The 24,710-nt window shown below is 67.3% G+C and carries 19 protein-coding genes and 4 pseudogenes; 14 read left to right on the forward strand and 9 right to left on the reverse strand.

The features are described 5' to 3' along the window. Window positions 1-86 precede the first annotated feature (86 nt). The 6 genes and pseudogenes from E1211_RS11125 to E1211_RS11150 all read left to right on the forward strand — a co-directional run bounded on the left by E1211_RS11125 (window position 87) and on the right by E1211_RS11150 (window position 3,262). Window positions 87-776, forward strand: a complete 690-nt coding sequence (locus E1211_RS11125; protein ID WP_132348123.1) for a helix-turn-helix domain-containing protein — start codon at window positions 87-89, stop codon at window positions 774-776. Continuing rightward, window positions 773-1,390: an arsenate reductase ArsC gene (locus tag E1211_RS11130; RefSeq protein WP_132348125.1), complete on the forward strand. Its 618-nt coding sequence runs from the start codon at window positions 773-775 to the stop codon at window positions 1,388-1,390. The genes E1211_RS11125 and E1211_RS11130 overlap by 4 nt, the downstream gene beginning before the upstream one ends. 52 nt (window positions 1,391-1,442) lie before the next feature. Beyond that, window positions 1,443-2,189, forward strand: coding sequence for an MIP/aquaporin family protein (locus E1211_RS11135; RefSeq protein WP_132348127.1), 747 nt, complete (start codon window positions 1,443-1,445; stop codon window positions 2,187-2,189). A 181-nt stretch (window positions 2,190-2,370) separates the two neighbouring features. After that, a complete protein-coding gene (locus E1211_RS11140) occupies window positions 2,371-2,778 on the forward strand; it encodes an arsenate reductase ArsC (RefSeq protein WP_132348167.1) in 408 nt (135 codons plus the stop codon). Window positions 2,779-2,867: 89 nt separating this feature from the next. Further along, window positions 2,868-2,969: pseudogene (locus E1211_RS11145) on the forward strand (thioredoxin-disulfide reductase); the annotation flags it as partial. 11 nt (window positions 2,970-2,980) lie between these two features. Then, window positions 2,981-3,262: a hypothetical protein gene (locus E1211_RS11150; RefSeq protein ID WP_132348129.1), complete on the forward strand. Its 282-nt coding sequence runs from the start codon at window positions 2,981-2,983 to the stop codon at window positions 3,260-3,262. 105 nt (window positions 3,263-3,367) lie between these two features. Here the strand turns inward: E1211_RS11150 and E1211_RS11155 are convergent. Then, window positions 3,368-4,654, reverse strand: a pseudogene (locus E1211_RS11155) (IS256 family transposase). A 147-nt stretch (window positions 4,655-4,801) separates the two neighbouring features. On the opposite strand from E1211_RS11155, the gene E1211_RS11160 reads away from it, so the two are divergent. Further along, complete coding sequence (locus E1211_RS11160; protein ID WP_132348131.1) at window positions 4,802-6,121, forward strand: amylo-alpha-1,6-glucosidase; 1,320 nt, start codon at window positions 4,802-4,804, stop codon at window positions 6,119-6,121. Between the two features lie 539 nt (window positions 6,122-6,660). Here the strand turns inward: E1211_RS11160 and E1211_RS11165 are convergent. Both E1211_RS11165 and E1211_RS11170 read right to left on the reverse strand, forming a co-directional pair. Next, window positions 6,661-8,070: an FAD-binding oxidoreductase gene (locus E1211_RS11165; RefSeq protein ID WP_207915335.1), complete on the reverse strand. Its 1,410-nt coding sequence runs from the start codon at window positions 8,068-8,070 to the stop codon at window positions 6,661-6,663. Window positions 8,071-8,214: 144 nt separating this feature from the next. After that, window positions 8,215-9,240 (reverse strand): alcohol dehydrogenase catalytic domain-containing protein, encoded by a 1,026-nt coding sequence (locus E1211_RS11170; RefSeq protein WP_243709493.1) that lies wholly within the window; start codon window positions 9,238-9,240, stop codon window positions 8,215-8,217. Between the two features lie 245 nt (window positions 9,241-9,485). On the opposite strand from E1211_RS11170, the gene E1211_RS11175 reads away from it, so the two are divergent. From E1211_RS11175 to E1211_RS11185, 3 genes and pseudogenes are all read left to right on the forward strand, one after another. Then, on the forward strand, window positions 9,486-10,118 hold the full coding sequence (locus tag E1211_RS11175) for a TetR/AcrR family transcriptional regulator (RefSeq protein WP_165947232.1): 633 nt from the start codon (window positions 9,486-9,488) through the stop codon (window positions 10,116-10,118). A 176-nt stretch (window positions 10,119-10,294) separates the two neighbouring features. Next, window positions 10,295-11,455: pseudogene (locus tag E1211_RS11180) on the forward strand (IS3 family transposase). A 292-nt stretch (window positions 11,456-11,747) separates the two neighbouring features. Then, window positions 11,748-11,930, forward strand: a complete 183-nt coding sequence (locus tag E1211_RS11185; protein ID WP_132348135.1) for a hypothetical protein — start codon at window positions 11,748-11,750, stop codon at window positions 11,928-11,930. A gap of 19 nt (window positions 11,931-11,949) precedes the next feature. Here the strand turns inward: E1211_RS11185 and E1211_RS11190 are convergent, their stop codons facing one another. The 3 genes from E1211_RS11190 to E1211_RS11205 all read right to left on the reverse strand — a co-directional run bounded on the left by E1211_RS11190 (window position 11,950) and on the right by E1211_RS11205 (window position 16,084). Next, window positions 11,950-14,010 (reverse strand): glycogen debranching N-terminal domain-containing protein, encoded by a 2,061-nt coding sequence (locus E1211_RS11190; RefSeq protein WP_371686146.1) that lies wholly within the window; start codon window positions 14,008-14,010, stop codon window positions 11,950-11,952. 29 nt (window positions 14,011-14,039) lie between these two features. After that, a complete protein-coding gene (locus tag E1211_RS11195) occupies window positions 14,040-14,426 on the reverse strand; it encodes an SCP2 sterol-binding domain-containing protein (RefSeq protein ID WP_165947233.1) in 387 nt (128 codons plus the stop codon). A gap of 875 nt (window positions 14,427-15,301) precedes the next feature. Next, window positions 15,302-16,084: a transposase family protein gene (locus E1211_RS11205; RefSeq protein WP_132348139.1), complete on the reverse strand. Its 783-nt coding sequence runs from the start codon at window positions 16,082-16,084 to the stop codon at window positions 15,302-15,304. A gap of 584 nt (window positions 16,085-16,668) precedes the next feature. Between E1211_RS11205 and E1211_RS33375 the strand changes: the two are divergent. The 3 genes and pseudogenes from E1211_RS33375 to E1211_RS11220 all read left to right on the forward strand — a co-directional run. Then, window positions 16,669-17,169: pseudogene (locus E1211_RS33375) on the forward strand (transposase); the annotation flags it as partial. Then, a complete protein-coding gene (locus E1211_RS33715; protein ID WP_256371319.1) occupies window positions 17,118-17,429 on the forward strand; it encodes a transposase in 312 nt (103 codons plus the stop codon). The pseudogene E1211_RS33375 and the gene E1211_RS33715, both read left to right, overlap by 52 nt. Window positions 17,430-17,836: 407 nt before the next feature. Beyond that, complete coding sequence (locus E1211_RS11220) at window positions 17,837-19,660, forward strand: LamG-like jellyroll fold domain-containing protein (protein ID WP_243709494.1); 1,824 nt, start codon at window positions 17,837-17,839, stop codon at window positions 19,658-19,660. Between the two features lie 486 nt (window positions 19,661-20,146). Here E1211_RS11220 and E1211_RS11230 read toward each other — a convergent pair whose 3' ends face one another. The 3 genes from E1211_RS11230 to E1211_RS11240 all read right to left on the reverse strand — a co-directional run bounded on the left by E1211_RS11230 (window position 20,147) and on the right by E1211_RS11240 (window position 23,101). After that, window positions 20,147-21,040, reverse strand: coding sequence for a septum formation family protein (locus E1211_RS11230; protein WP_132348149.1), 894 nt, complete (start codon window positions 21,038-21,040; stop codon window positions 20,147-20,149). 158 nt (window positions 21,041-21,198) lie between these two features. Next, window positions 21,199-21,567, reverse strand: coding sequence for a hypothetical protein (locus E1211_RS11235; RefSeq protein WP_132348151.1), 369 nt, complete (start codon window positions 21,565-21,567; stop codon window positions 21,199-21,201). An 886-nt stretch (window positions 21,568-22,453) separates the two neighbouring features. Beyond that, window positions 22,454-23,101 carry a TetR/AcrR family transcriptional regulator gene (locus E1211_RS11240; protein ID WP_132348153.1) on the reverse strand — a complete coding sequence of 216 codons (648 nt, stop codon included), beginning with the start codon at window positions 23,099-23,101 and terminating at the stop codon, window positions 22,454-22,456. 66 nt (window positions 23,102-23,167) lie between these two features. Between E1211_RS11240 and E1211_RS11245 the strand changes: the two genes are divergently transcribed. Beyond that, window positions 23,168-24,670, forward strand: coding sequence for a serine hydrolase (locus E1211_RS11245; protein ID WP_165947234.1), 1,503 nt, complete (start codon window positions 23,168-23,170; stop codon window positions 24,668-24,670). Window positions 24,671-24,710: the final 40 nt, after the last annotated feature.

Raw genomic sequence — 24,710 nt, forward strand, 5'->3', positions numbered from 1 at the left:
CCCCAACGCCCGCCCGACGCCCGAACCGCAGGCCTCAGGCTCCAGCAGGTTTGACTCCCGGCGTTTACTCAGCGATAGTTGAGTCAATGAACGCTGAGCTTGCTTCCCTGGCCGGGCGCGCACGGATCCACGCCGCACTCGGCGACCCCGCGCGCCTGGCGATCGTGGACGCGCTCACCCTCGGCGACGCCTCCCCCGGCGAGATCGCCCACACCCTCGACATGCCGACCAACCTCGTCGCCCACCACGTCAAGGTGCTCACCGAAGCCGGCCTCGTCGTCCGCGGCCGATCCGAGGGCGACCGGCGGCGCACCTACCTGCGACTTCAGCCGGCAGCCCTGGCCGCCGCCCTCACCCCTCCCCCGCTGGCCGATGTGGGACGGGTGGTCTTTGTCTGCACCCACAACTCCGCCCGCTCCCAGCTGGCCGCCGCCCTGTGGAAGCGACGCACCCATGGGGAAGCCGCCTCGGCCGGCACCAAGCCTGCGACCCGAGTGCATCCCCGCGCGCTTGCCGTGGCCCACCGTCACGACCTCGACCTCAACCCTGCCGGCACCGCACACGTCAGCGTCGTTGTCCGCGACGACGACCTGGTCATCGCCGTCTGCGACAACGCCCACGAAGAGCTCACCGGACCGGTTCGCCCCCGCCTGCACTGGTCCGTGCCGGACCCGGTCCGCATCGACACCGACGAAGCGTTCGAGGCGGCCTACGCCGACCTCGCCGACCGCATCGAGCGCGTCGCCCCCACCCCCATGTTGAGAGGCACCCGATGACCGACATCAGCGCCCGCATTCAACAGGAGATCACCCTCGACCAGCAGCTCGCCCTGCACACCGCAGCAACCCGGCTGGCCGAGGAGTTCGACGGCATCTACGGCATCGAGACCATCGAGAGGTTCCTGCACAGCAGCTACGACCAGTTCGCCAGCGCCGCCAGCATCCCGAACTACCTTCCGCTGCTCGCCGAGCGCTTCGCCCGCCAGCGGTTGCAGGCCCTCGCCCGGGTCGAGGGACACCACCGCGACGGCCGGCCCGTCGTGCTGTTCCTGTGCACCCACAACGCCGGCCGCTCCCAGATGGCCCTGGGCTTCTTCACCCACCTCGCCGGCGACCACGCCATCGCCTGGTCCGGCGGCAGCGAACCCGGCATCGACATCTCCGAGGAGTTCCCCAAGCCGTGGACCGACGAGGTGGTCCACGCCACCGATGTGGTCGTCACGATGGGGTGCGGCGACGCGTGCCCAGTCTTCCCCGGTACCCGTTACGAGAACTGGGACATCGACGACCCAGCGGGCCTCAACGTCGCCGATGTGCGGCCGATCCGCGACGAGATCGAACGCCGGGTCCGCCGGCTCCTCAATGACCTGCACCTCCCCGCCACCCGATAACCCACTACGCCCCGATGGCCGGGACAGTCAGATCATGGGAGAGAAAACACTGATGACCATCGCACTCCGACGGCGTCTGCTGGCCGAGTTCATCGGCACTGCTCTACTGGTCACCGCCGTCGTGGGCTCCGGCATCATGGCCGCCACACTCTCTCCCGGCGACGTCGGGCTCCAGTTGCTGGAGAACTCGATCGCCACCGCTCTCGCCCTCGGCGCGCTGATCCTGATCTTCGGTCCGGTCTCCGGTGCCCACTTCAACCCGGTCGTCTCCGCCGCCGATTGGTTCCTCGGCCGTCGCGCCGGGACCGGACTGACCCTGCGCGACCTCGGCGGGTATGTCGTCGCCCAGGTCCTCGGAGCGATCGGTGGGTCGATCCTGGCGAACCTGATGTTCGACCTGTCCGCCGTGGCATGGTCGAGCAAGGACCGCGCCGCCGGCAACCTGTGGATCGGCGAGGTCGTCGCCACCACCGGTCTGATCCTGCTGATCTTCGCCCTCGCCGGCTCCGGCCGCGCCCCGGTCGCCCCCGCCGCGGTCGGCGCCTACATCGGCGCGGCGTACTGGTTCACCTCGTCGACCTCGTTCGCCAACCCTGCGGTGACGATCGGCCGGGCTTTCACCGACACCTTCGCCGGCATCGCACCCACCTCTGTGCCCGGGTTCGTCGTCGCCCAGGTGGTCGGCCTGGCCGTCGGCGTCGGTCTGCTCGCCGCGCTCTACCCCGACGCCGGCCGGGCCGCCGACCAGGTCGTGGTTCCCACCCACGAGCGTGACCCGGCATTGGACGGCCGCCCATGACTGTCCCGAGCCCTAAGCACGGTGAGACGGGCAGGCGTTACCGCGACCTACTCAACCCGCCGCGTCCCGCCGGCCGCTACCGGCCGCTCGACCGCAACAGCGACCCCGACCGGTTCCTGCCTTCACTCCGCCCCGGGGCGCCCATGAACCGGCCCTACGACCTGTGCTCCGAGGAAGGCATCTGATGTCCAAGCCCAGCGTCCTGTTCGTCTGCGTGCACAACGCCGGCCGCTCTCAGATGGCCGCCGGCTGGCTGCGCCACCTCGGAGGCGACGCCGTCGAGGTCCGCTCCGCCGGCTCCGAACCCGCTGAGCAGATCAACCCGGTGGCGGTGGAGGCCATGCGCGAGGCCGGCATCGACATCACCGCCAACAAGCCGAAGATCCTCGACTACGCCACCGCCGAAGCCTCCGACGTCATCATCACGATGGGTTGCGGCGACGTCTGCCCGGCCTTTCCTGGCAAGCGGTACGAGGACTGGAAGCTCGAGGACCCGGCCGGCCAAAGCCTGGACACAGTCCGCCGCATCCGTGACGAGATCCGCACCCGGGTGGAGGACCTCCTCGCCGACCTCACCCCCACCGCCTGACACCGTCCACCTCCGCCGCCCGCTACCCGTAGTCCGGGTGGCGGGCGGACCGAGCGAGGAACCCTCGTGCCCGACCCCACCTGAAGATCGTGTACGTGGGCGAGCATGCCTACCAAGCCCAGGCGATCATCCTCGCCACCGGGTCCGCCTGGCGGCCCCTCGGCGTCCCCGGCGAACAGGAACTCCTCGGCACGATGCTGCGATGAGCAACCCCTACGACACGGGCCGATTCGCCGAGGTCACCGACCTCGACAAGGTCAACTCCCTTCCCGACGTCGCGCGAGTCGTCGAGGAAATGCTCAACGACCTCCGCGAACACCCCGCGGACTGGGAGAACCCGACGCTGGAACGCTTCCTCGACGCGCTCTCAGCAAGCCTCGACGCCCTTCCACGCCTCTACGCCAGCCGCGGTACAGCCCTCCCCGACCAACCCACCTGGAAGACCTTCGCCGAGGCCCTCGTCATGGCCAGCGGCTACGAATGACCCACCAGGAAGATCCGCACTTCCTAGACCCACCGACAAGCGTGTCCTGGGTCCGGCTAGACCTGCCGGGGCCTGTCTCGCCAACGGTGTTTCCGGCGATCTTGGTTAGTAGGTTTCAGCGGCTGGGAAGCGGTCGCTGAAGGTGATGGCGAAGGCGTTCAACGCGGGTTTCCAGCGCATCGTCCATCGGGTGCGGCCTGCTCTGGTGGGGTCCAGGGACCGGGTCACCAGGTACAGACACTTCAACGCGGCCTGCTCGTTGGGGAAGTGGCCGCGGGCCTTGACCGCCCGCCGGTAGCGGGCGTTCAACGATTCGATCGCATTCGTCGAGCAGATGACCTTGCCGATTTTCAGGTCGTAGTCGAGGAACGGGATGAACTCGGTCCAGGCGTTGTCCCACAGCCGGACCACTGCCGGATACCGGCCGCCCCACTTGTCGGCCAGGTCGTCGAACGCGGCCCTGGCCGCGTCAGCGTTGACCGCGGTGTAGATCGGCTTGATGTCACGCTTGAGCTCGTCCCAGTACTTGCGGGAAGTCAACCGGAACGTGTTGCGGATCAGATGGATCACGCAGGTCTGCACCACCGCCTGGGGCCACACATTCGTCACGACCTCGGGCAGGCCCTTGAGACCGTCGCAGACGAGGAAGAACACGTCCTTCACACCCCGGTTACGCAGGTCGGTCAGCACGCTCATCCAGAACTTCGCGCCCTCACCGCCGGCGCCGGCCCACAGGCCGAGGATGTCCTTCTCGCCGTCGAGGGTGACCCCGATCGCGGCGTAGAACGGGCGGTTCGCGACCTGCCCATCACGCACCTTCACGATGATGGCGTCGATGAACACCGCCGCATAAATCTCATCCAACGGCCGATGCGACCAGTCAGTCATCTCCTCGATCACGTTGTCGGTGATCCGGTAAATCGTCTACTTCGACACCGACGCCCCGTAGATCTCGGCGAAGTGAGCCGAGATCTCTCCCGTGGTCAGCCCCTTGGCATACAGCGACAACACCACCTCGTCTACCCCTGAGAGGCGCCGTTGCCGCTTGCGCACGATCTGCGGTTCGAAGGTGCCGGCCCGGTCCCGCGGCACGTCGATCTGCACCGGCCCGGTGCTGTCGGTCAACACCGTCTTCGACCGGGTGCCGTTGCGGATATTGCCCGACCCCGCACTGGCCGGATCGTGCTTCTCGTAGCCGAGGTGTTCGGTCATCTCCTCGTTCAACGCGGTCTCCAGGACCGTCTTGGTCAACTGGCTCAACAACCCGTCCGGGCCGGTCAGCGACAGCCCTTGTTCCTTCGCGGCCCGGACCAGCTCGGCGGCGGCTTTCGCCTCCGCCGACGGCTCCGCCCGCTTCCTGCGTCCGGTCTGGTCGTTCAGTGTCGCGGTCATCACGGCACCCTCCTCACCAGGCACAACGCCTGGCAGGTCAGGCCGGAAACACCGTTAGATCCACAGACCCACCTGCGGACCGCGACGCTCGACGGCGATCGCCTGGTCCTCACCCACGAACGGCGTGGTTTCCGGCGCAGCACCACGGTGACCGCGGTGCCGGCCGCCGAACTGACCACCGACAGCGTGGACTGGACACTGACGCTTCCCGCGCACGGCTCGGCATCCCTCGTACTCACCGTGGACGCCGGCCGGCCCGCGCCGGCCCTGGACGCGTCCCCGCCGGTGCCGCACGCGGCGCGCGACGACCTGGCCCGCTGCGTCCGACGCGGACTCGCGGACCTCGACGCCCTCCGCGTCACCGTGCCCGGGCTACCGCACGGCGCCGACGTGCCCGCCGCCGGCGCGCCCTGGTTCCTCACCCTCTTCGGCCGCGACAGTCTCATCTCGTCGCTGTTCGCACTGCCGTACCGGCCGGAGTTCGCCGCCGGCACCCTGCGCGCCCTCGGCGCCTGCCTCGGCAGTCGCCACGACCCCGCCAGCGTCGAAGAACCCGGCAAGGTGGTGCACGAACTACGCTTCGGTGAGCTGGCGACGCTCGGCGACGTGCCCTACCGCCGCTACTACGGCACCGTCGACGCGACCCCGTTGTTCCTGGCACTGCTGGCCGAGTACCACGAGCTGACCGGCGACGACGCGCTCGTCAAAGGCCTGGAAGGCCCGGCGCGGGCCGCCGCCGGCTGGGTGTGCGGGCAGCTCGACAGACACGGCTACCTGACCTACCGCACGGACGGACCGGGCCTGGTGCACCAGTGCTGGAAGGACTCTGCTGACTCGATCGCATTCCGGGACGGCACCCCAGCCGCCGGACGGATCGCGGTCAGCGAGGCGCAGGGGTACGCCTTCCGCGGGTTGCTCGGCACCGCCCGACTCGCCGAGCGGATGTGGGGCGACACGGGATGGGCGGGCGAGCTCGCAACCCGGGCCCGCGCGTTGCGGGCGCGGTTCGCCGACGACTTCTGCTCACCCGACGGGTTCGTGGCACTGGCCCTCGACGGCGAAGGCCGGGCGGTCGACGCCCTCGCCTCCAACGCCGGGCATGTGCTGTGGTCGGGCATTCTCGCCGACGACTGGGCCTCGGCGGTCGCGCGGCGGCTGGCTGAGGCTGATTTCTTCTCCGGCTGGGGTGTGCGCACGCTCGCCGAGGGCCAGGCCCCGTACCATCCCACCGGGGCGGAGTGTGGCCCCACGACACCGCATTCGCGGTGGCCGGTCTTGTCGCCGCCGGCCGGCGGCTTGACGCGGCGCGGATCGCGGAGGGTTTGCTCGCCGCAGCGGCGTATTCAGACGATCGGCTGCCGGAGGTGCTCACCGGGCTGGCCCGCACTGGGCGCGAGGGTCCTGTACCGTACCCGCATTCCTGCTCGCCACAGGCGTGGGCGGCCGCGTCTCCATTGGTCCTGCTGACCGCGCTGGGCTAGCCATGCGTGTCCGGCCGGTCAGGTGATGGCGGGTGTCTGACGGAGGGCTAATGGCGCGTCGTGGTGAGTTGACCGATGAGGCGAGGCGCCGCTGATCGTGCCGATGCGGCCCCGACCGCCGCTGGCGAGGCACGCCTCGGCGCCCTCACTGAGCGGCCTCGCCGCACAACTGTCCGGACCACGCCGGCCCTCAGCTGCGACGCAGGCGCTGCCGCGGGCCAGCGCGCCCGTAGCTCCCAACCGCTCAAGTTCGATCGCCGGCAGCATCCTGCGCGAGGTCGACGTCCAGTCGGGCAGCGATCGATGGTGCTTCGGTTTGACCACTTCACGTCCGTCGAAGAGGTATCCAGCTGGAAGTGCCGGGGCAGGGCGTTGCCTTTGGATAGGCGTCCCATATAACGGCACGGCCTGCACGACGCAGGGGTTCAATGACGGGTACGAGGAGTTCCTCCTGCGACGCCGGCCCTTCAACCGCGCACTTTCGTGCCCAGTTGAAGGGCCGGTGGTCTACGACCGGTCGCGACGTCAGGCGGGAAGGATGTTGTGGTTGAGCCGGAAGACGTTATGGGGGTCGTACGCCTTCTTGACTGCGGCAAGCCGCTGGTAAGTCTCCGGGCGGTACCCCGTCGCTACCCCCTCATCGGTGGCGTCGGCGGCTGAGAAGAAGTTCACGAAACGCCGGCCGGTGCTCCACGGCTCCAATGCGGCGACGAGGCCGGTGAGGTAGCCCTCGAACGCCTCGGCCTGATCGGGGCCGCCGAGGGCGACACCGTAGAGGAGGAAGGCCGATCCGCGGGTGTCGATGGCGTTCCCCGCCTCGGGCCGGCGGTCCAGCGCGCCACCGAGGTGCCGGATCTCCAGTGCGACGAGCGGGCTCTGCGCGTCCGCCCCGGCGAGCCGGACGATCGTGTCGACCAGTTCCGGGGTGGACTCTCGCAGCAGGATCGAGCGGTCGAAGAAGGGGATCGGCGTGGGCGGGTCATTGTGGATCGAGCCGACCGCGGTGTACGGCATTTCGGCCATCGAGTCGATTAGCGCCGGTCCGATCGCGCGGAGCGGCGCGACCAGTCGCTCCCCCGCCTCAGATGCGCCGACGTATGCGATGCGCACGTGCACCACGAATTGACCGCGCAGTGGCTCCGGCAGCTCCGGGGCCGGCGGTAGCCGCAGCAGGGCGATCGACGAGGTCATCTCGTCCGGGACGTCGGTCGTCCAGGCGTTCCAGGTGTTCAGGACCTCGGCGGCCCGCTCGCCTGGGAAGAAGAGACCCCCACCGTAGATCCGCTCGATCGGGAAGAGGTCGAATTCCAGCGCTGTGACCACGCCGAAGTTCCCCTTGCCGCCGCGCAGCGCCCAGAACAGCTCCGGCTCGCGCTCCGCGGTCACCTCGAGCAGGTCACCGTCGGCCGTGACCAGTTCGATCCGGCGTACGTGGTCGGCGGCGTAGCCGTAGGTTCGTCCGATCGGGCTGAGTCCGCCGCCGAGGGTGTAGCTGACCGCGCCCACGGTGGGCGCCGAACCGTTCAACGGCGCCAGGCCGTGCGTGCCCGCGGCGTCGATGACCTGCTGCCAGCGCACCCCGGCCGAGATCCTGGCGGTACGCCGCTCCGCGTCGATGGTGACCTCATCCATCCGGCGGGTGTTGATCAGTACCGCGCCGCTCGAGGAGAGCGCCGAGTGCCCGGTGGCCAGGACGGCGACCGGCAGATCGTGCGCGGTCGCGAATCGGACCGCGGCCCGGACGTCGGCCGCGCTCGCAGCGCCTACCACGACCGCGGGTTGGTGTGGCGTGGCGAGGTTGTACGCGGCGCACTCGGTGACGTACCCCTCGTCGGTGGGGAGCAGTACCGGCCCGGTGGTGTTGGCGTCGAGCTCGGCGACCGCTTCGTTTCTGATCAGCGTGCTGCTGGCGGCCTGACGTTCGTTGGAGCGCAAGATGCCTCTGTTCCTTCAAAGGGGGTAACGACGATGGGGTGGTCGTGTCGGTCGAGTGCCAACCTCTTTTGGCGCCGCGACGCCGATCACCCTCGGCCCAGTCTATGCGGACAAACGTGATCGGCGTTGCGAGCCACACGGTGCTTATGCGTAGGTGATGACGGTGCGGAAACGGGCCTTTCCTTCCGCCGTCCGCTGGTACGCCTCGGCGGCGCGGTCCTTGCTGTAGGTCTCGACCATCGGGGTGACCCTGCCGTCGGCGGCGATCTGCAGCGCCTCCACCAGGTACTTGGTGCCGTTGTGGGCGGAGCCGAGGATCTGGATGCTGTTCATGAGCAACGGCATGTTCGGAACGGCGAAGGTGTCGAACCCGATGCCCATGAGGACGACGCGGCCGCGGGGTGCCACTCCCTGAAGGGCATCCGCCGCCGCGCTGTTGGAGCTGTTGGTGTGCAGCAGGACGTCCGCGCCGCCTGCCTCCCGAAGCTCGGCGCCGTTCGACACGACGATGTCCGCGCCGAGCCGCCGGGCCAATTCCTGCTTGTCCTGTGAACCGGTGACGGCGATGGTGGTGAAGCCGCTCGCCTTGGCGTACTGGATCGCGAGATGCCCCATGCCTCCGACACCTGACACCGCGATCCGCTCACCGGGTTGCGGGGTGGCGCGGCGTAGGCCACTCCACGCGGTGTAGCCGATGCACATCAGGGGCGCCGCGTGCTCGTAGGAGAGCCCGTCGGGTAGTAGCGCGGTCGCGTCCGCGGAGATCGCGATGTAGTCGGCATTGGCTCCGCCGACGTTCATGCCGGTCAGCACCGGCCACTCGCAGTTCGCGGCGGTGACGAAGTCCAACGGCTCGGCCCGCTGGCACCATGCGCATTTACCGCAGCCGGTCTGCAGGGTCAGCAGTCCCACCCGGTCTCCCACTGCGCGGGAGGTGACGCCTTCTCCGACGGCGACGACTTCGCCGACGCCTTCGTGCCCGAGCGTCATGGGGAAGTCGATGCCGAATGACAGCTTCCCCTCTGTGATCCACACGTCGGTGCCGCAGACTCCGCTGGCGTGCACTCTGACGAGGACCTGCCCCGCTCCTGCCTCAGGAACATCCGACTTCCTGAGCTCCCAGGGCTTCCCTAGGCCTGGTACGACCACCTCGTGCATCTGTTGTTTCATGTGCTCCGTCCCTCATGTGTCGGGGTGCACCGCCTTTCAATGCACGGCAGTGTGCTGTTAAATATATGTCGGAGACGTCGCATCGCCAAATTTCAGGGCACACCCCTGTTCAGTGAAAGATGTCACGTCGACGAAAGGTGCCGGACTCGCGCGTAAGGGACATAATGGTGCCCTTGCGTTCCCGGCAGGTTCCGCCCCGACCCTCGGCGCGGCACACTGGCAGCGGGAACGCTTTGGGAGGAGCGATGGCCGACGGTGAAGGCACCACCCGCAAGTACGAGCTTCGGCGTCGTGCCGACGCGATGAACGAGACACGGCGGCGGATCACCGACGCGGCGATCGAGTTGCACGCAAAGGTTGGGCCGGCCCGCACCACCATCGTCGACATCGCGGCCCGGGCGGGAGTGCAGCGGCACACGGTCTACCGGTACTTCCCGACTGAGGAGGAGCTGCTGCAGGCGTGCTCCACCGAGTACTGGCAGCGCCATCCCTGGCCGGCCATCGCGGCGTGGCAGGCGGTCGCATCGCCCCGCGAGCGGGTTATCGTCGCACTCAAGGACCTCTACGACTTCTACGGGGCTGTCGAACCGATGCTGGCCAACAGTCTTCGAGACAGCGATCAGAGGGCTAGCGTCAAACAAGTCGTCGAGCCCTTCGCCGCGTACCTGGACGCCGTCACCGAGGCCCTGACCGCTGACTACTCGCCCACCCCCGCCGACCGTGTCCTCTTCGAGGCTGCGATCCGGCATGCCACCGACTTCAGCACCTGGCAATCCCTGGTGCGCAGCATCGGCCTCGACGTCACGGCCGCCGCCGAGCTGATGTCCTCACTGATCGACTCGGCTGCGGCACCCGTCGCTCAGCGGCCGCGGCGGTGAGAAAAGAAATTACTGTCGACGCTCCTCGACGTCAGGCGGCATGGGCCTCGCCACGACCCACCAAGCCGTCGCCAGGGCGGCACCGGCGTGATCACAGGCCGAGATCAGGGGTCTGCTGCACCGATAGGTGACATCTGAGATGGCTTGCCGCCCAGGCAGGCTGGAAGGATGCCACCGTGCCCAAGCCCTACCCTCGAGAGTTCCGCGACGACGTCGTGCGGGTCGCCCGTAACCGCGACGCGGGTGTGACGGTCGAGCAGATTGCCAAGGACTTCGGCGTCCATCCGATGACGTTGTTCAAGTGGCTTCGTCAAGCTGACGTCGAGGACGGCGTCAAGCCGGGTGCGACCAGTAGTGAGTCGGCTGAGCTGCGCGAGGCCCGTAAGCGGATCAAGTTGTTGGAGCAGGAGAACGAGGTTCTGCGCCGGGCCGCCGCCTACTTGGCGAATCGGCCGGGAAAAGGCTCTACCCGCTCGTGAGCGAGCTGGCCGCCGACGGGATCCCCGTGGCGGTGACGTGCCGGGTGTTGAAGATTGCTCGTCAGCCGTATTTACCGGTGGCTGGCCCATCCCGTCAGGGCCGGCGAACTGGCCGAGGCGTACCGGGCTGACGCTCTGGTCAACGCCCACCGCGACGACCCGGAGTTCGGGTATCGGTTCCTGGCCGACGAAGCCCGTGCCGTGGGTGAGCCGATGGCGGACCGGACCGCGTGGCGGATCTGCTCGGGTAACGGCTGGTGGAGCGCGTTCGGCAAGAAGCGCCGCGGTAAGGGCCGTCGCGTGGGTCCGCCGGTGCACGACGATCTGGTGCGCCGGGACTTCACCGCGGACGGTCCGAACCGGCTGTGGCTGGCCGACATCACCGAGCACCACACGAGCGAAGGCAAGCTTTACTTGTGCGCGATCAAGGACGTCTGGTCGAACCGGATCGTCGGCTACTCGATCGACACGAGGATGAAGTCCCGACTGGCCATCGCCGCGCTCAACAACGCCGCCGCCAGGCGCGCAGACGTGGCCGGCTGCATATTGCACACCGACCGCGGATCCCAATTTCGTAGCCGGAAGTTCGTGCGAGCTCTGGCTCGCCACGACATGGTGGGCTCCATGGGTCGCGTCGGCGCCGCCGGCGACAACGCAGCCATGGAATCGTTTTTCGGCCTGCTACAGAACAACGTCCTGGACCGGCGCGCATGGCCTACCCGCGAACAGCTGCGGATCGCGATCGTGCCTTGGATCGAACGGACCTACCACCGACGACGCCGGCAGCATTCGCTGCGCCGGTTGACGCCTATCGAGTTCGAGACCATCATGACCCCACCGGCCAGTCAGGCCGCGTGACTTGACCTGTCACCTATTGGTGCAGCAGACCCCAGGACAAGGTCGGGGCCACGCTCGAAGCCTTTCGCGGAACGGAAAGGAATGGGCTAGCTGCGCGCGGTCAGCGGCCCCGGGGCCTCGGTACCGACGGCCCTGTACGGTCAACGACGACACGGTGATCGCACGCTTCGTGCGGGCCGGGACCGCACGAAGCCACGTCACGCTCGACGGTGGCCGGGATCGGTGAGTTCGCGCCCCGAGGCTCCATCACCATCGGTATCGACCGCGAGGACGGCAACGACCCGAGCCGCTGGTGACCTGGCACCTGTACCTGCGGCCGGCAAATTACCCCGAGACGGTGCCGAAACTGTTCGCCTGGGCTGAGGATATGCGCGAGGAGACCTACGAGGACCCGGAGCGGGCGCTCTACGAGGCCGAGTGCGCGATCTCTGGACAAGGCGAGCCATACCGCGCCCCCGAAATGCTGGTCATGTGACCAGGACTGAACCCCGGGGTCAGCTGGTTGACGTTCGCCGCCGGCGGTGGCCGTCAGCGCGGCCGAAGGCGTCGGCTCGTCCCCAGCGCCCGGGGATGTCGAGTAGCTCGATCCGGCGGATCTTGCTTGGCAGGTGTGGGATGACCGCGAGGTGGTCTTCGTACGGGTTGAGGCCGAGTATCGTACGGAGAAACAGCAGGGTTGCTCCCGCAGACCAGCCCTGAGGGCTACACGCGGTGGGGTATTCGACGGGAAAGTTCGTAAACGTCCGGTCGTAGCCGGCGAAGGCTTCCGGGAGCCGGCCGTTGAAATACTCCGCGGCCTCGATGATCGCCTGCGCGATCTGCCCGGCCTCCCTGCGGAAGCCGTACCGCCACAGTCCCCAGGCGATGATTGAGTTGTCGAACGGCCACACGGTGCCGACGTGGTAGCCGAGCGGGTTGTAGCGGGTTTCTCGCTCGGCGAGGGTGCGTACGCCCCAGCCGGAGAAGAGGCTTGGCCCGAGCAGATGCTCCACTACCTTCTTCGCCCGTGACGGCTCAACGATGCCGCTCCACAGCAGGTGACCCATATTCGACGAGAGCGCGTCGACGGGTCTGCCCTCGGTGTCGAGGGCGAGGGCGTAGAACTCGCCGTCAGAAATCCAGAAGTCGCGGTTGAAGCGTTCCTTCAGGTCGGCCGCCTCGCGTTCCAAGCGGTCGGCGTAGCCCGGATCGCCCCAGAACTCGCGGGCCAGCCTGGCGCCCCGCATCTTCGCGTCGTAGGCGTAGCCCTGCAGCTCGCAGGTGGCGCGTGGCGGGTCGGGGATCCTGCCGTCATGGTAGGAGATGGAGTCCCAGGAGTCCTTCCAACACTGGTTCTCGAGGCCGTTGATCTTGTTGCGGGCCTGGTAGGAGGTGTAGCCGTTGCCGACCAGGTCACCGTGCTCGTCAATCCAGTCCAGGGCCGCGCGAGCCTCGAACTCCAGGCTGCGTACGGTCTCGACGTCACCGCTCCACCGTTCGTACTCGTCGAGCAGGATCACATAGAGCGGCGTGGAGTCGGCGGAGCCGTAGTAGGGGGAGTGGGGTGCCTCCTCGAACGCAGCTGATTCGCCGTAGCGGATCTCGTGCATGATCTTGCCGGGCTCCTCGTCCCGGAAGTCGTCCAGCTTACTGCCCTGCCATCGGCCGAGCAGGCGCAACGCGACCGGGGTCAGCTGCGGAATGAACGGCAGCGTCTGTAGGCAGATGAACAGGCTGTCCCGGCCGAACATCGTCATGAACCAGGGCAGACCCGCGGTCGGCAACCGCACCGGATCGGTAAGCGAGCCGTACCGCATGGCGGCCAAGTCGGTCAGACTACGCCTGTACGCCCGACTCAGTGGCTCCCAATCGCACACCAGCTCGGGTGCGTCGGCGAGCCACTGATCAAGTTCCTGCTGCACCTCGTGCTTTGGACGGTGGCGAGTGGACTCCAGCGAGGTGCGGATGTCACGCCCACGAGCGCCGCGCACGACCGGCTGAACATGGACTTCTGTGCTCCACCTGCCTCGCGGTTCGACATGGATGTCGAAGGTCATTCCTTCGGAATCGACGCGGGCCGGTGCGGTGCTCCAAATGATCGTTTCGCGTAGGAACGTGTCTCGCTCGTAGCTGATCCGCAGGTGACCGTCATCAATGGCTGCCGTGGTCTCTCCCCGCTTCTGCCGTACGTCCTTGATTTCGAACAGGTCGGCGAAGTCGGCGGCCATCTCCACCCGTACGGTGAGGTCGCACGGCTCCGTACTGTGGTTGAGCACGGTCAGCTGTTCGACCAAGCAGCCCGTGATCGATTGCTGCCGGATGATCGAAACCTTGGCGTCGATGTAGTGGGTCGGCTCGCCGGGCACCAGGAAGAAGCGCGTCTCGTAGTACTGCAGGTCGTCCCGCGACAGGGCGTTGAGCCGCTCGCCGTCGATGGTCAGCACCCACCTGGAAAGAAACCGGGTGTCGAAGGAGAAAAGTCCAGTCGGGTAGATCGGCGACGCCTCGATGTCCCCCTGCTCGTCGCTGACGACGAACATGTTGCCATCCAGGATGCTGACGCTTCTTTCGACCACGACGCCTACCTCCCTTCGGTTACCGGCGACTACGCCTCGTGCGGCCCCCGCCGTTCACGACGCCGCACCGGCCGCGGACCATGAGCTCCCGGCGGGCCGGGGAGCAAACGGTGGAACATCGCCACGAGTCCGTAATCGCCCTCGACGGTGACTTCCTTGCGGAACACCGACGCGGAGAGGTGCGCCTCTCCTCTCACCAGTCGGTCGAAGATCGCTTGGGAACCACGTATGATCACATCTGCCTTGCGGTGCTGCCGGAACACCTGCACCTTTCCCGTTTCCACCGTGACAAACCACTGTTCGGTTCCCTCGTCACGCTGCACATCGAGTCGGATGGTGCCACTAGCCCGAGGGGGCAGCACCGCAGTCGGGTCGCGGCCGAGTCGTTCAAGGAACTCGGCGGTCACATCTGGCATCTGGCCCCTCCTCGTCCAACTAACCGCCCCAGCCACGCGTGTAAACGCCCACTCCCTCCCCAGCATCACTCCGATGGCCCTAGGCGAGCATCACCCGAGGCGGATGAGATTACGAGGCAAGCCCACCCGGGCGGGATGTCGCTAGTGCCCCAGCCTTGAATCGATAGTCCGGGTGGCGGATCTTGGATCCGGTGGCGAATCCGGATTTGTTGTTCATGTTCGAGTTGAAGCAGGGCGGGCACGCGTCCATCACCGCGATCCCCGGCCCTTGAGCCAGTTTGAGGGAATGTCCGAACTCGTGGGTCATGACAGCGTGCTTCTGGGAGTCGCTGTAGCCATCCATCCAGTGTGTGTTCAGTTTGATGTCGTCCGCGCTCGCGCTGCAGTCGAACCATCCCGCCCGGCTGTCGCTCGAAGAGGTGTAAGTCGACGTCCGCGTAGGTTGAAGCCGTATCAGCTTTGACGTTGATCGGGTTCAGCGAGTTCCACTGTTTCACCGCGTGTGACAACGAGTCGTTGTACTTGGTGAAGTCCCGTAGACCAACTCCCCGCCATCAACCGACGTGCAGTGATCCAACGGCACCACATCGGCCGACGCCGCTGATGCGACCCCCTCCCCGTGACAACCAGCGTCGAAGCTGGCCGAGCTCCTGGAAGTGGCGAGATCTACCAAGGCAGGTGCCGTCTGTCCGAGGGGCTTCGTGCTGACCTACCCTGCCTGATACCGATGTCCGAGTGGAGCCTGAGCCATTCGATCGGATTTCTGTTCGGCCGTCGTCTGTGGGTTCGGATTTGCCGGCACCTTCTACCAATGCGAACGCAGGTCGCGGGTCTCCATCAGCGGTCTACCGAATCTCGCAGACGATGAGCCTTTTTCATCCTGCGCAGCGGTTGGCTTCAACGTGGTGCAGGACGAGGATCGCCTGCACGATCGCGGTCGCCTTGCGTGGGCAGCAGCGCAGCTTGACCAGGACCTTCCAGGTCTTGAGCGTCGCGATCGCGCGTTCGCCACGGGCGCGGATCTTCGCGTGGGCCCGGCTGGCCGCCTTCTGGCGGCGTGACAGCTTCGGCCGGAACCGTCGCCGCTTGAACGGGGTGCGCACGCTGACCCGGGCGCCTTGGTAGCCCTTGTCGGCGAAGGTCATCACGTCTGCGCTGGTCAGCGCCTCGATGATGCCGTGGCTGCGGGCGGCAGTCAGGTCGTGGGCCAAACCGGGCAGCGCGGCCGAGGCCCACACGAGGCGTCCTGCCGCGTCGGCGATGACCTGCACGTTCACGCCGTGCCGCTTGTGCTTGCCGGAGTAGTACGGCCTCTGGTCGGCGACGCGGTCGATCGGGATCAGCGTGCCATCGAGGATCGCGTACGCCAGCTGCCGGATGCGCCGCATGGCGGTGTCGAGGTCATCGGCGGCTTCACTGAACAGCGCGATCGCTTCCTGGACGTACCGCCAGGCGGTCGTGACGCCGATTTCGAAGCCGGCGGCGAGGCGGGTGTAGGTATCGCCGTTGCGCGGGTGGGCGAGGGCGAGCAGGGCCTGCCGGCCCGGAGTCAGTCGCCTCCATCGGGATTTGCGCTGCTGGCGGTGGCCGCGGATACGGCCGGCGAGGTGATTCAGGGTCCGGCTGGACAACGAGATCGTGGCAGGGTAGGACAGCATGGCGAGGCTCCCGGTCGGGGCATCCGGTCTTGGTCGATTTGCTGTCCTACCTGGAGTCTCGCCCTCATCAATCAGTGGCCCCCGGTGACCCGCGCTGACCTGCAAGATCAGGTTGGAAAAGGCTCGATCATGTACTAAATTGTGTCCCGAGGGGCGACACCGACTGCACATCAATGGTCGTCATTATGGATGAACTTAAACTGACACCTTAACGACACCGTCCTATCGAGCACAAAATGGTTCTGTCAGAAAGATCGTGTGTGAGGCGGTGATCCGGCAGGCTGGAGCAGTTGCTCCGGCCGGGAAGGATCACCGTTAATGAACAAGGACACCGCAGCCGAGGAGACGGTGGCTGTCGAACGTCAGGCCCCGGCGAGGCTGGATGTGCGGATCGCCCAAGAGTTGATTGATCAAGCTCGGGCGCAGGGTGTGTCGCTGGTCGGGCCGGGCGGCCTGCTCAGCCAGGTCACCCGCACCGCGCTGCAGACCGCCCTCGAGGCGAAGATGACCGAGCACCTCGGCATGAGAAAGGCGATCCTGCCGGGCGGGGCCGGGGCAACCACCGTAACGGCAGTTCGTCGAAGACGGTGCAGACCGAGGTCGGCCCGGTGCAATTGCAGGTGCCACGAGATCGGTCCGGGGCGTTCGAGCCACATATCGTGCCCAAGCACGCCCGCCGCGTCGAGGGCGTCGACGGATCCCTCATCTCGCTGTATGCCAAAGGCCTGACGACCGGCGAGATTCAGGCGCACCCGGCCGACATCTACGACGTTGAAGTTTCCCGCGACCTGATCTCGCGAGTGACCGACAAGGTCGTCGAGGAACTGCAGGCCTGGCAGTCACGCCCGCTGGATCGTGTCTACCCGGTCGTGCTGATCGACGCCATCGTCGTGAAGATCCGCGAGGGTCAGGTGGCCAACCGGTCGATGTATTTCGCGGTCGGGATCAACCGAACCGGCGAACGCGACGTGCTCGGCCTCTGGTGGGCACCGGCGACGAAGGCGCCAAGGCGTGGATGGCCACCCTTGCGGAGTTGCGCAACCGCGGCGTCGAAGATGTCTGCATCGTCGCCTGCGACGGTCTGAAGGGACTGCCCGACACGATCGCCGAGATCTGGCCCCTGGCCGCGGTGCAGTTGTGCGTCGTGCGCCTGGTCCGCGCAAGTCTGCGCCATGCCTCCACGGCGCACTGGAGCCAGATCACCAAAGCCCTGCGACAGGTCTACACCGCGCCCACCATCGACGCCGCCGAGCAGCGCTTCGCCGAATTCGACCAGGCATGGGGCACGATGTATCCGGCGATCATCCGGTTGTGGCGCTCGAACTGGGAGCAGGTCAGCCCGTAACCAATCCCCTTCGCTGTTCGCAATGGCCTCCGCGACCAGCCCAGACTCCGGACTCCATCGTCGAGAAAGCGATCGATGAAGCTTCGCCTCGCCGAACGTCCGCGTAGACGTGTAGAGCTAACTCACTGTTCATGCGGATTTCGATCACGGAAGGATTTGGCATTTCATTGGGGCAGCCGTCGGCTAGTTGATCACTTTGCGCAATGTCGCGTACGCCCAGATCAGTCGGCTTCCCCGTAGCGTCTGACTCGCACATCTGGTCGACCCGCGAAGGAACACTCATGTCCATTCACGAAGATGACGGTAACTCTACGTCACAGCAATCGAGGGGGCAGAACCGGCGCGGTTTTCTGCGTAACGCGGCACTCGCCGGGGCTGGCGCCGCCGCCCTGAGCACGGCTGGCTCGATGCCGGCGTTCGCTGCAGAATCCACCAAGGCGGGCAAGTCCGGCACCTGGCGGCCGAACCCGACGTCCCTGCAGTTCACCCTGGCCGTCATGCCCGACACGCAGTACCTCGCCTGGGGTAGCCAGGACAGCATCAACATGGAGCCGCTGGAAGAGACGTTCCGCTACGTCATCAACAACAGCGGCGGGGGCGGCGACAACATCGTGTTCCTCGCCGGGCTCGGTGACATCACCCAGGACGGTGACCCGACCTCGTTCGAGGCGGTCGGCAAGGCGTTCAAGGTGCTGGACAACCACGATGTCGCGTACAGCGTGCTGGCCGGCAACCATGACGTGACCGGCGACGACAGCCGCGGTGACTCGGCCTACCTGCGGACCTTGGGCCCGCAGCGGTTCAAGCGCGCCAAGTCGTTCGCCGGGTCCGACCCGTCCGGGTACAACACCGCGCACATCTTCCAGGCGGCCGGCCGCTCGTGGCTGCTCCTGGCGCTCGACTGGCGGACCACGGACGCGGGCCTCGCCTGGGCCAACGACATGATCAAGGCTCACCCGAAGATGCCGGTCATCGTCACTACCCACGAGCTCGTCGACTCGACGTACGGCGACAACGTGTTCCCGTACGAGTCGGGCGACCCAGAGAACAACGCCGTGCTGACCTCCTACGGTCAGAGGCTCTGGGACAAGCTGATCAAGGACAACGACCAGATCTTCCTGACCCTCAACGGCCACTTCTGGCCGAACGGGCGCATGACGAAGAAGAACGTGCACGGTAACGACGTGCATATGCACATCACGAACTACCAGAACCGGTTCATGGGTGGCGGCGCGATGCTGCGCCTCTACCACTTCGACTTGGCCCGCAACACGATCGACGTGGAGACCAAGAATCCGTGGATCTTGGCTCAGGACCCGGCAGCGCGCAGTCCGCTGGCCCAGGAGCACTCCCGGATCACCGGCCCGGTCGACAACTTCTCGATGCCGATCAACTTCGGCGAACGGTTCGCCAGCTTCATCCCGCTACCGGTCCGGCCATCCCGCCCGGCCAGCAAGATGCTGGTGAAGGGCACGCTGGCGTACTGGCGCTTCGACGGCGGGGGCGCGGACGGCACGCCGGTCACCTCGGCGCAGACCATCCGAGACCTGTCCGGTAGGGGCAACGATCTCACTTTGGTCACCGTGCCCGGCGCCGCCGCCGACGCGCTCACCTGGTCTGCCGACCACCACCCCGACCAGCCCGGTCACGGCAGCCTCAAGTTCGTCGGCGGCCGCAACCCGGTGCACGGGGCGTACCTGACCACCGGGCCGAACGCTCCGCTGAACATTGAGACGTTCAACAGCGGTTACACCATCGAAGCGTTCGTGATGATGCCGCTCGACTGGAACTCCGGCAACAACGGCAACGCCTCGATCCTCAGCCGCCGCGGCTCGGCCAAGGACGCCGGCAAGCAGGGCAAGAACACCAACCCGAACGAGCCGCTGGCCCAGCTGAACATCACGAACAACGGCCGCGAGGTTCAGTGGAACCACTACCCGCTGAACACCACCTACCCCACGACCAACTGGAGCCACGGCCTCGTCGAGCTGCGGTGGTGGCACATCGCGGTGGTGAACGACGGCCGGCTGAGCAAGCTGTACGTCGACAGCTCGCCGGTGGCGGGCAACCCGTCCCGGGTTTCGATCGGCGTCACTTCGCTGGGGCTTGAATGGTTGCTTGGCGCCCACGAGAACGACGGCAAGGTCGATGTCGTCTTCCACGGCAACGTGGGCGATATCCGTATTGTTAACCGGGCCCTGCACTTCAAGGACTTCATGACCGCCAAGTAGGCGTTTCGCCAAGGATCCCGTCTCCGCGTCGGTCGCACTCGTGGAGGCGGGATCCTTGGATGACACCACAGACGTTGAATGGCGGATCCTCGCTCCGCACGTCCCGGCCGGGACCGGGTGGGGACGTCCGATCACCTATCCGGGTCGAGACGTGGTGGACGCGATCCGCTACCGCGACCGGCTGCCAATGGGCGGCACCGCCCGTCGGCGCCCCGCATCGCAAGCTCGCCGACCGGGGGAATCGACCTCCTCGGCAACCCTCCCATAGGTACCGTCATGGTAGATGGTCTACTCGTGTTTGCTGTGACGCGGGCGCTGCCTCGGATCACCGCCTCCCGGAAGCGTCCGCCCCCCGGTCATCCGTCAACCGGCTCGCCGAGCGACGCAGCCGTCTCCTGGTTTGCCAAGCTGCAGCCCGTCCGAGCCGCAGCGAGGGTGGCTTCTGGCCCCATCCCGGCCTCCGCTTCTGACCTGGCCGCTGAGGGCTCAGTGAACCGGTAGCGCCTTCGGCCCGCCGCCCTTCACCGATCGCTTCAACTGGTCGTACGACCAGATGAAGCACCGGACCTGCCGGTCACCGCGGGCCCACGCCGCCTGCGAGGGCAGCCCGTACATGCTGCTGGTGCGGTACGGCAGGAGCCGATCGACCGGCAGCTTCGCGTAACCGGCGATCACCGTCTGGCAGCGGGCGTGGATCCGGTTCTCGTCGCGGGCCAGGGTGGCGAAGGGTACCTCTGGGGCGGTCCAAGTGCCCGCGTACTCGATCCAGTGCGCGTTGGTGCAGGGCACCTGGAGCAACCCTCCGATGGTCCGCGCCACGCACCCGTACGCCAGCGGCGACGCCGCGTCCTTCAGTGCGTCACGAAGGGTGCCGGCGTGCTGGGTGGGCCAGTCTGACTCGTTGTCGCCGCCGGTCTCGACCGCGCTGACCTCGAAGACGTCGCAGCGGAACCAGCGGCTACCCGCGGCCCAGACGTTCGGCGACGGCGGCCCGACCTGCACCACCAGGCGAGCACTGTGCCAGTCCCCGCCCAAAAACTCGCGGGCCTGGGTATCGCACTCGGCGAACGCCGGGCGCAGCACCGCCGTACCCACTTTCGGCGGGGTGGGCCGGGCAGCCAGCGTGTCGGTGAACCGGCCAACGTGGAACGTCTCGACAAGGTGCGTCTGGACGCAATCCACCGGCTGATAGCTGGTCAGGTAGCTGGTGGGGTCGCCGGTCAGGTGGCAGTGACCCACCTTCGGGGTGAACTGCTCAACGTCGCCGATCGGGCGCCAGTCGTCGGTCAGGTCGCCGTCTGTGCCAGCCGGCGTGCCGCACCCGGCCAGCACCGCCATGACCACGGCGGCCAGCGCCGTCACGCCGCGCCACCGTCGCATGCCATTCTCCCCAGGGCTCCCTGCAAACGCGGGCAGCATACGCGTCCGCCTCGGCCCGGCCGGGCCCCGCGCCCGCTCGGGCACGAGGTGACGTGGTTACTGCGCCGCCTCCGACCTGATGCTTCACACCCGCGGGTGCCTGCTGCTGCGGCACACAGTCATCGCCGGAAGCTGACCGGGTCGGCCAGGTACGCATCGAGGTCCGGATCCTCGTGCACCTCCTCGAACTCGTCCGCGATCACCCACCCGTCGCCGAGTTCGGCGCGCAGCCGGTCGAGCGCCCGCCGAACGGCCGCGTTGAAGGCCCGGCATTCCGGCTCGCGCCAAGGCCCAGGGTCAGGCGGATAGGCCCAGTTCACTGAAGCGTCGTACCACTCGACCAACTGCCTCAGCTCATCCCGAAGCGCCGCGCCAATCGGCAGCCCCTCCAGGCGCACCGGATACCCCCAGGTCTCCTGCTCCTGTCGGCCGGTTGGCCACAGGACACCTCCAGCTCCAGCGTCGAAGAAGAACCGGGCGTGCGGCATGGGCATGAAGTCTGGCACACGTTCCAGCGCGAACCCGAGCGTTGTCGGCGTACGGGGCGTATGGCTCGGACAAGCCTGAGGCGCTCCGTGGCTCTGCCTCGTAGGGATCGCAGTGGGCGGCGTGGCGCAGCAGCGAGCGGGTCAGGTCCGGGTTGGCCGCGGCCCACCGGGTGCCGAAGAGAAGCCACTGGTCGATCCCGAAAAAAGCCGGCGATGTATCGGGCGACTTGCGCGATGTGCGCGTCCAGCCGGGTCAGCGATTCGGCGGGTCTCAGCGGGCGTAGCAGCTGAAGCGTCTCGTCGTCGGGTACTGCGGCTGCACGCGCCCAGAGGTAGCGGTCACCGCGATTGAGCTTCGCCCAAGAGTTGGGCTCGGTCGGGCCGCCGGCGCGCCACATGTCCCAGAGCGGGCGGTAGTTGGCCGCCATCGGTTTCGGGATCCGCGCATCCACCATGACGTCTACAAGGTCGCCACCGAGGTCGGATGGGCGCGTGGCTATGACGCTTCCGAACACGCGTTGTCCCCAGCCCATCGTGTGAGCCGTGCCGTCGACGCGCACGTGGGCCAGCTCGGCCTGGAAGGACCCGCTGAGCCCGGGTCGCAGCCCAGCAGAGTCAACGGCGGACCCGGCGGCTAGCTGTCCGGCCGCTCGTGGAACAGGCCGGCGATGTCACGGCACTCGCCGTCCGACATCTTCCTCCGCATGCGGCTACGGTCTCCTGCAGTCCATCGCGGTCTATGGCTGGCGCGCCACCGGGCACCCGACCGAGATGGGTGTTCAGCCTGAATCGGATGATGACCTCCATGGAGGCGGATCGATCGCGGTGCCGCAGGAGGCAGTGTCGGTCGTAGTGCTCCTGGTGGCGTCGGTGTCCTGGTGGCGGGTTATCGGCGCGTACGTTTGGTTGACGGACGGTGGTCGCACGGGCCGGTGAACACTCGCCGCAATTGTTCGGCCAGTGCGGCTCGGGCGGCGGTGGGCGTCATGGTGTCGGGTTCGATGTAGGCGTGGAGTTTGAGCCCGTCGAGAGTGGCGAGGATACGGGCGGCTTTGGTGCTGTCGTCAGTGGCATTGGGCACTTCGCCGCACTCCTTGCCGTTGCGGATCGCTTGCGCCAGCATGGCGCGCAGGTGCGCGTTGCTTTCACCGAGACTCTGTGCCAGCCGCGGGTTGTCCACCGTTCGGCCGGTGAAGGCGAGTTCGACCCGGCATTCGCGTCTGCGGCGTTCGTCGAGCGGTAGCAGTTCGGTCAGCGCGTCGAGCAGGATGTGTTCGATGCGGGCGCCGGACAGGTCGGCGCGTTGGGCGTCGGCGAGCACTCGCTGCTGGGTCCGGTTGCGGGCGTGGGTGAACGCGTGCAGCAGCATGTCGTCCTTGCTGGGAAAGTAGTGCTGTACCAGGCCGACCGAGATGCCCGCGGCGGCCGCCGTCCGGGCCACCGTGACGGCCTCGAAGCCCTCGGTGGCCACGAGGTGTTCCACCGCTTCGGCGACTTGCTGCCGGCGGGCTTCGTGGTCTGCGGTACGCGCCATTGCATAACCATATCGCCATACGGTATATCTTCATAACAATACAGCCATACGATTATGGGGGTTGGCGTGTCGAGACCGAGGTGGCTGGCGACGTTGTTGGCGGTCGTGGCGACGGGCTTAGTGGTGGCAGCACCGGCGGCGGCTGCGCCGACTGACGAGAACATCCCGACCAGCGACGCGATCGCCGGGGTCGAGGAGTACTTACGAAAACAGCAGGACGAGCACCGTATCCCTGGATTGGCGTACGCGATCGTGGGCCGTGACCGGGTGATCGGTCAGGCGGCGTGGGGCATCGACGGGCAGGGCGCGGCGGTCACCGGGCAGACCCCGTTCCTCATCGGCTCGGTCTCCAAGCCGTTCACCGCCCTTGCGGTCATGCGGCTGGTCGAGGCGGGCAGGGTTAACCTCGATGACCCGGTCCGGCGGCATCTGCCGTGGTTCCGGCTCGCCGATGACGACGCCGCCGGCCGGATCACCGTGCGGCAGCTGCTGACCCACACCAGCGGACTGCCACGGTGGGCCAGCCGCACCGACCGATTCGACAACACCGCCGGTGGCCTGGCCCGGTCGGTTCGTGACCTCGCGACCGTCGAGCCTGTCGAGTCCCCGGGAGCCGCTCACCGGTACAGCGACGCGAACTACATGGTGCTCGGTGCGCTCGTCGAGACCGTCACCGGGCAGCCGTTCGGCGGGTTCCTGCGTCGCGAGGTGTTCGATCCGCTGGACATGCGGCACGCCGCCGGCAGCGAGGCCGAGGCCGAACGCGTCGGGTTGTCCGCCGGTCACCGGTACTGGTTCGGCCACCCACGCCGCTTCGACCCCGGGTACGACACCTCCGGCGTACCGTACGGCTACGTCGCTGCCAGCCTCGACGACCTGACCCACTTCGTGACGGCGCAGCTGGACGGCGGCCGGTACGCCGGCACCCAGGTGCTCTCGGCGGACGGCATCACGCAGATGCACACCGGCCAGGTGGACACCAGCAACAGCGGGCGGTACGGCTTGGGCTGGCGAGACACCGAGCTGGAGGGCACCGATACCCGAGTGGTCTGGCACGCCGGCGCCACACCGGGCTACTTCGCCCACCTGGTGCTCATACCAGGTTCGGGCCTCGGCGTGATCGTGCTGGCCAACAGCTACAGCCTGGCGCTGGACAGTTCGCTCGCGACGATGGGCTTCAACATCGCCCGGATGGCGCACGGGGAAACGTGGCTGTCCAGCGGCGCTGATCCGCTGCTCAGCGCCGCGCTCTACACGCTGCTCGCCGTAGTCGGCCTGCTCACGATCACCGTTGCGTGGTCGCTGGTCCGCGCCGTACGTCCGCGCCGGCGGGCGCAGACGGAGCGTGTCCGGATCACTGCGGTCGCCGCGTGGGTTTTCGGATGCGTCGCCCTGATCTGCGTCGTCGTGGCCGCGCTCCCCGCGATGCTGGGAGGCGACCTCGGCCAGGCTCTGTTGTGGACACCTGACATCGGCTGGACCATCATCACGATCGCCACGCTCGCCAGCGCCGTCGCGATCGTTCGGATCGGTGTCGCCGTCCGGGCGATCCTCGCGATCCGACGGTAACCCACCACGTCAGCTCGGGCCGCGGCGCCGTGTGGCACCC

Source organism: Micromonospora sp. 15K316 (genome assembly GCF_004348525.1).
GTDB lineage: Bacteria > Actinomycetota > Actinomycetes > Mycobacteriales > Micromonosporaceae > Micromonospora.

Excerpts from the sequence above, each read along its gene's own strand:
- E1211_RS11125 (WP_132348123.1), top strand. The coding sequence starts at position 87 with ATGAACGCTGAGCTTGCTTCCCTGGCCGGGCGCGCACGGATCCACGCC.
- E1211_RS11130 (WP_132348125.1), top strand. The coding sequence starts at position 773 with ATGACCGACATCAGCGCCCGCATTCAACAGGAGATCACCCTCGACCAG.
- E1211_RS11135 (WP_132348127.1), top strand. The coding sequence starts at position 1,443 with ATGACCATCGCACTCCGACGGCGTCTGCTGGCCGAGTTCATCGGCACT.
- E1211_RS11150 (WP_132348129.1), top strand. The coding sequence starts at position 2,981 with ATGAGCAACCCCTACGACACGGGCCGATTCGCCGAGGTCACCGACCTC.
- E1211_RS11170 (WP_243709493.1), bottom strand. The coding sequence starts at position 9,240 with ATGAAACAACAGATGCACGAGGTGGTCGTACCAGGCCTAGGGAAGCCC.
- E1211_RS11175 (WP_165947232.1), top strand. The coding sequence starts at position 9,486 with ATGGCCGACGGTGAAGGCACCACCCGCAAGTACGAGCTTCGGCGTCGT.
- E1211_RS11195 (WP_165947233.1), bottom strand. The coding sequence starts at position 14,426 with ATGCCAGATGTGACCGCCGAGTTCCTTGAACGACTCGGCCGCGACCCG.
- E1211_RS11205 (WP_132348139.1), bottom strand. The coding sequence starts at position 16,084 with ATGCTGTCCTACCCTGCCACGATCTCGTTGTCCAGCCGGACCCTGAAT.
- E1211_RS11220 (WP_243709494.1), top strand. The coding sequence starts at position 17,837 with ATGCCGGCGTTCGCTGCAGAATCCACCAAGGCGGGCAAGTCCGGCACC.
- E1211_RS11230 (WP_132348149.1), bottom strand. The coding sequence starts at position 21,040 with ATGCGACGGTGGCGCGGCGTGACGGCGCTGGCCGCCGTGGTCATGGCG.
- E1211_RS11235 (WP_132348151.1), bottom strand. The coding sequence starts at position 21,567 with ATGCCGCACGCCCGGTTCTTCTTCGACGCTGGAGCTGGAGGTGTCCTG.
- E1211_RS11240 (WP_132348153.1), bottom strand. The coding sequence starts at position 23,101 with ATGGCGCGTACCGCAGACCACGAAGCCCGCCGGCAGCAAGTCGCCGAA.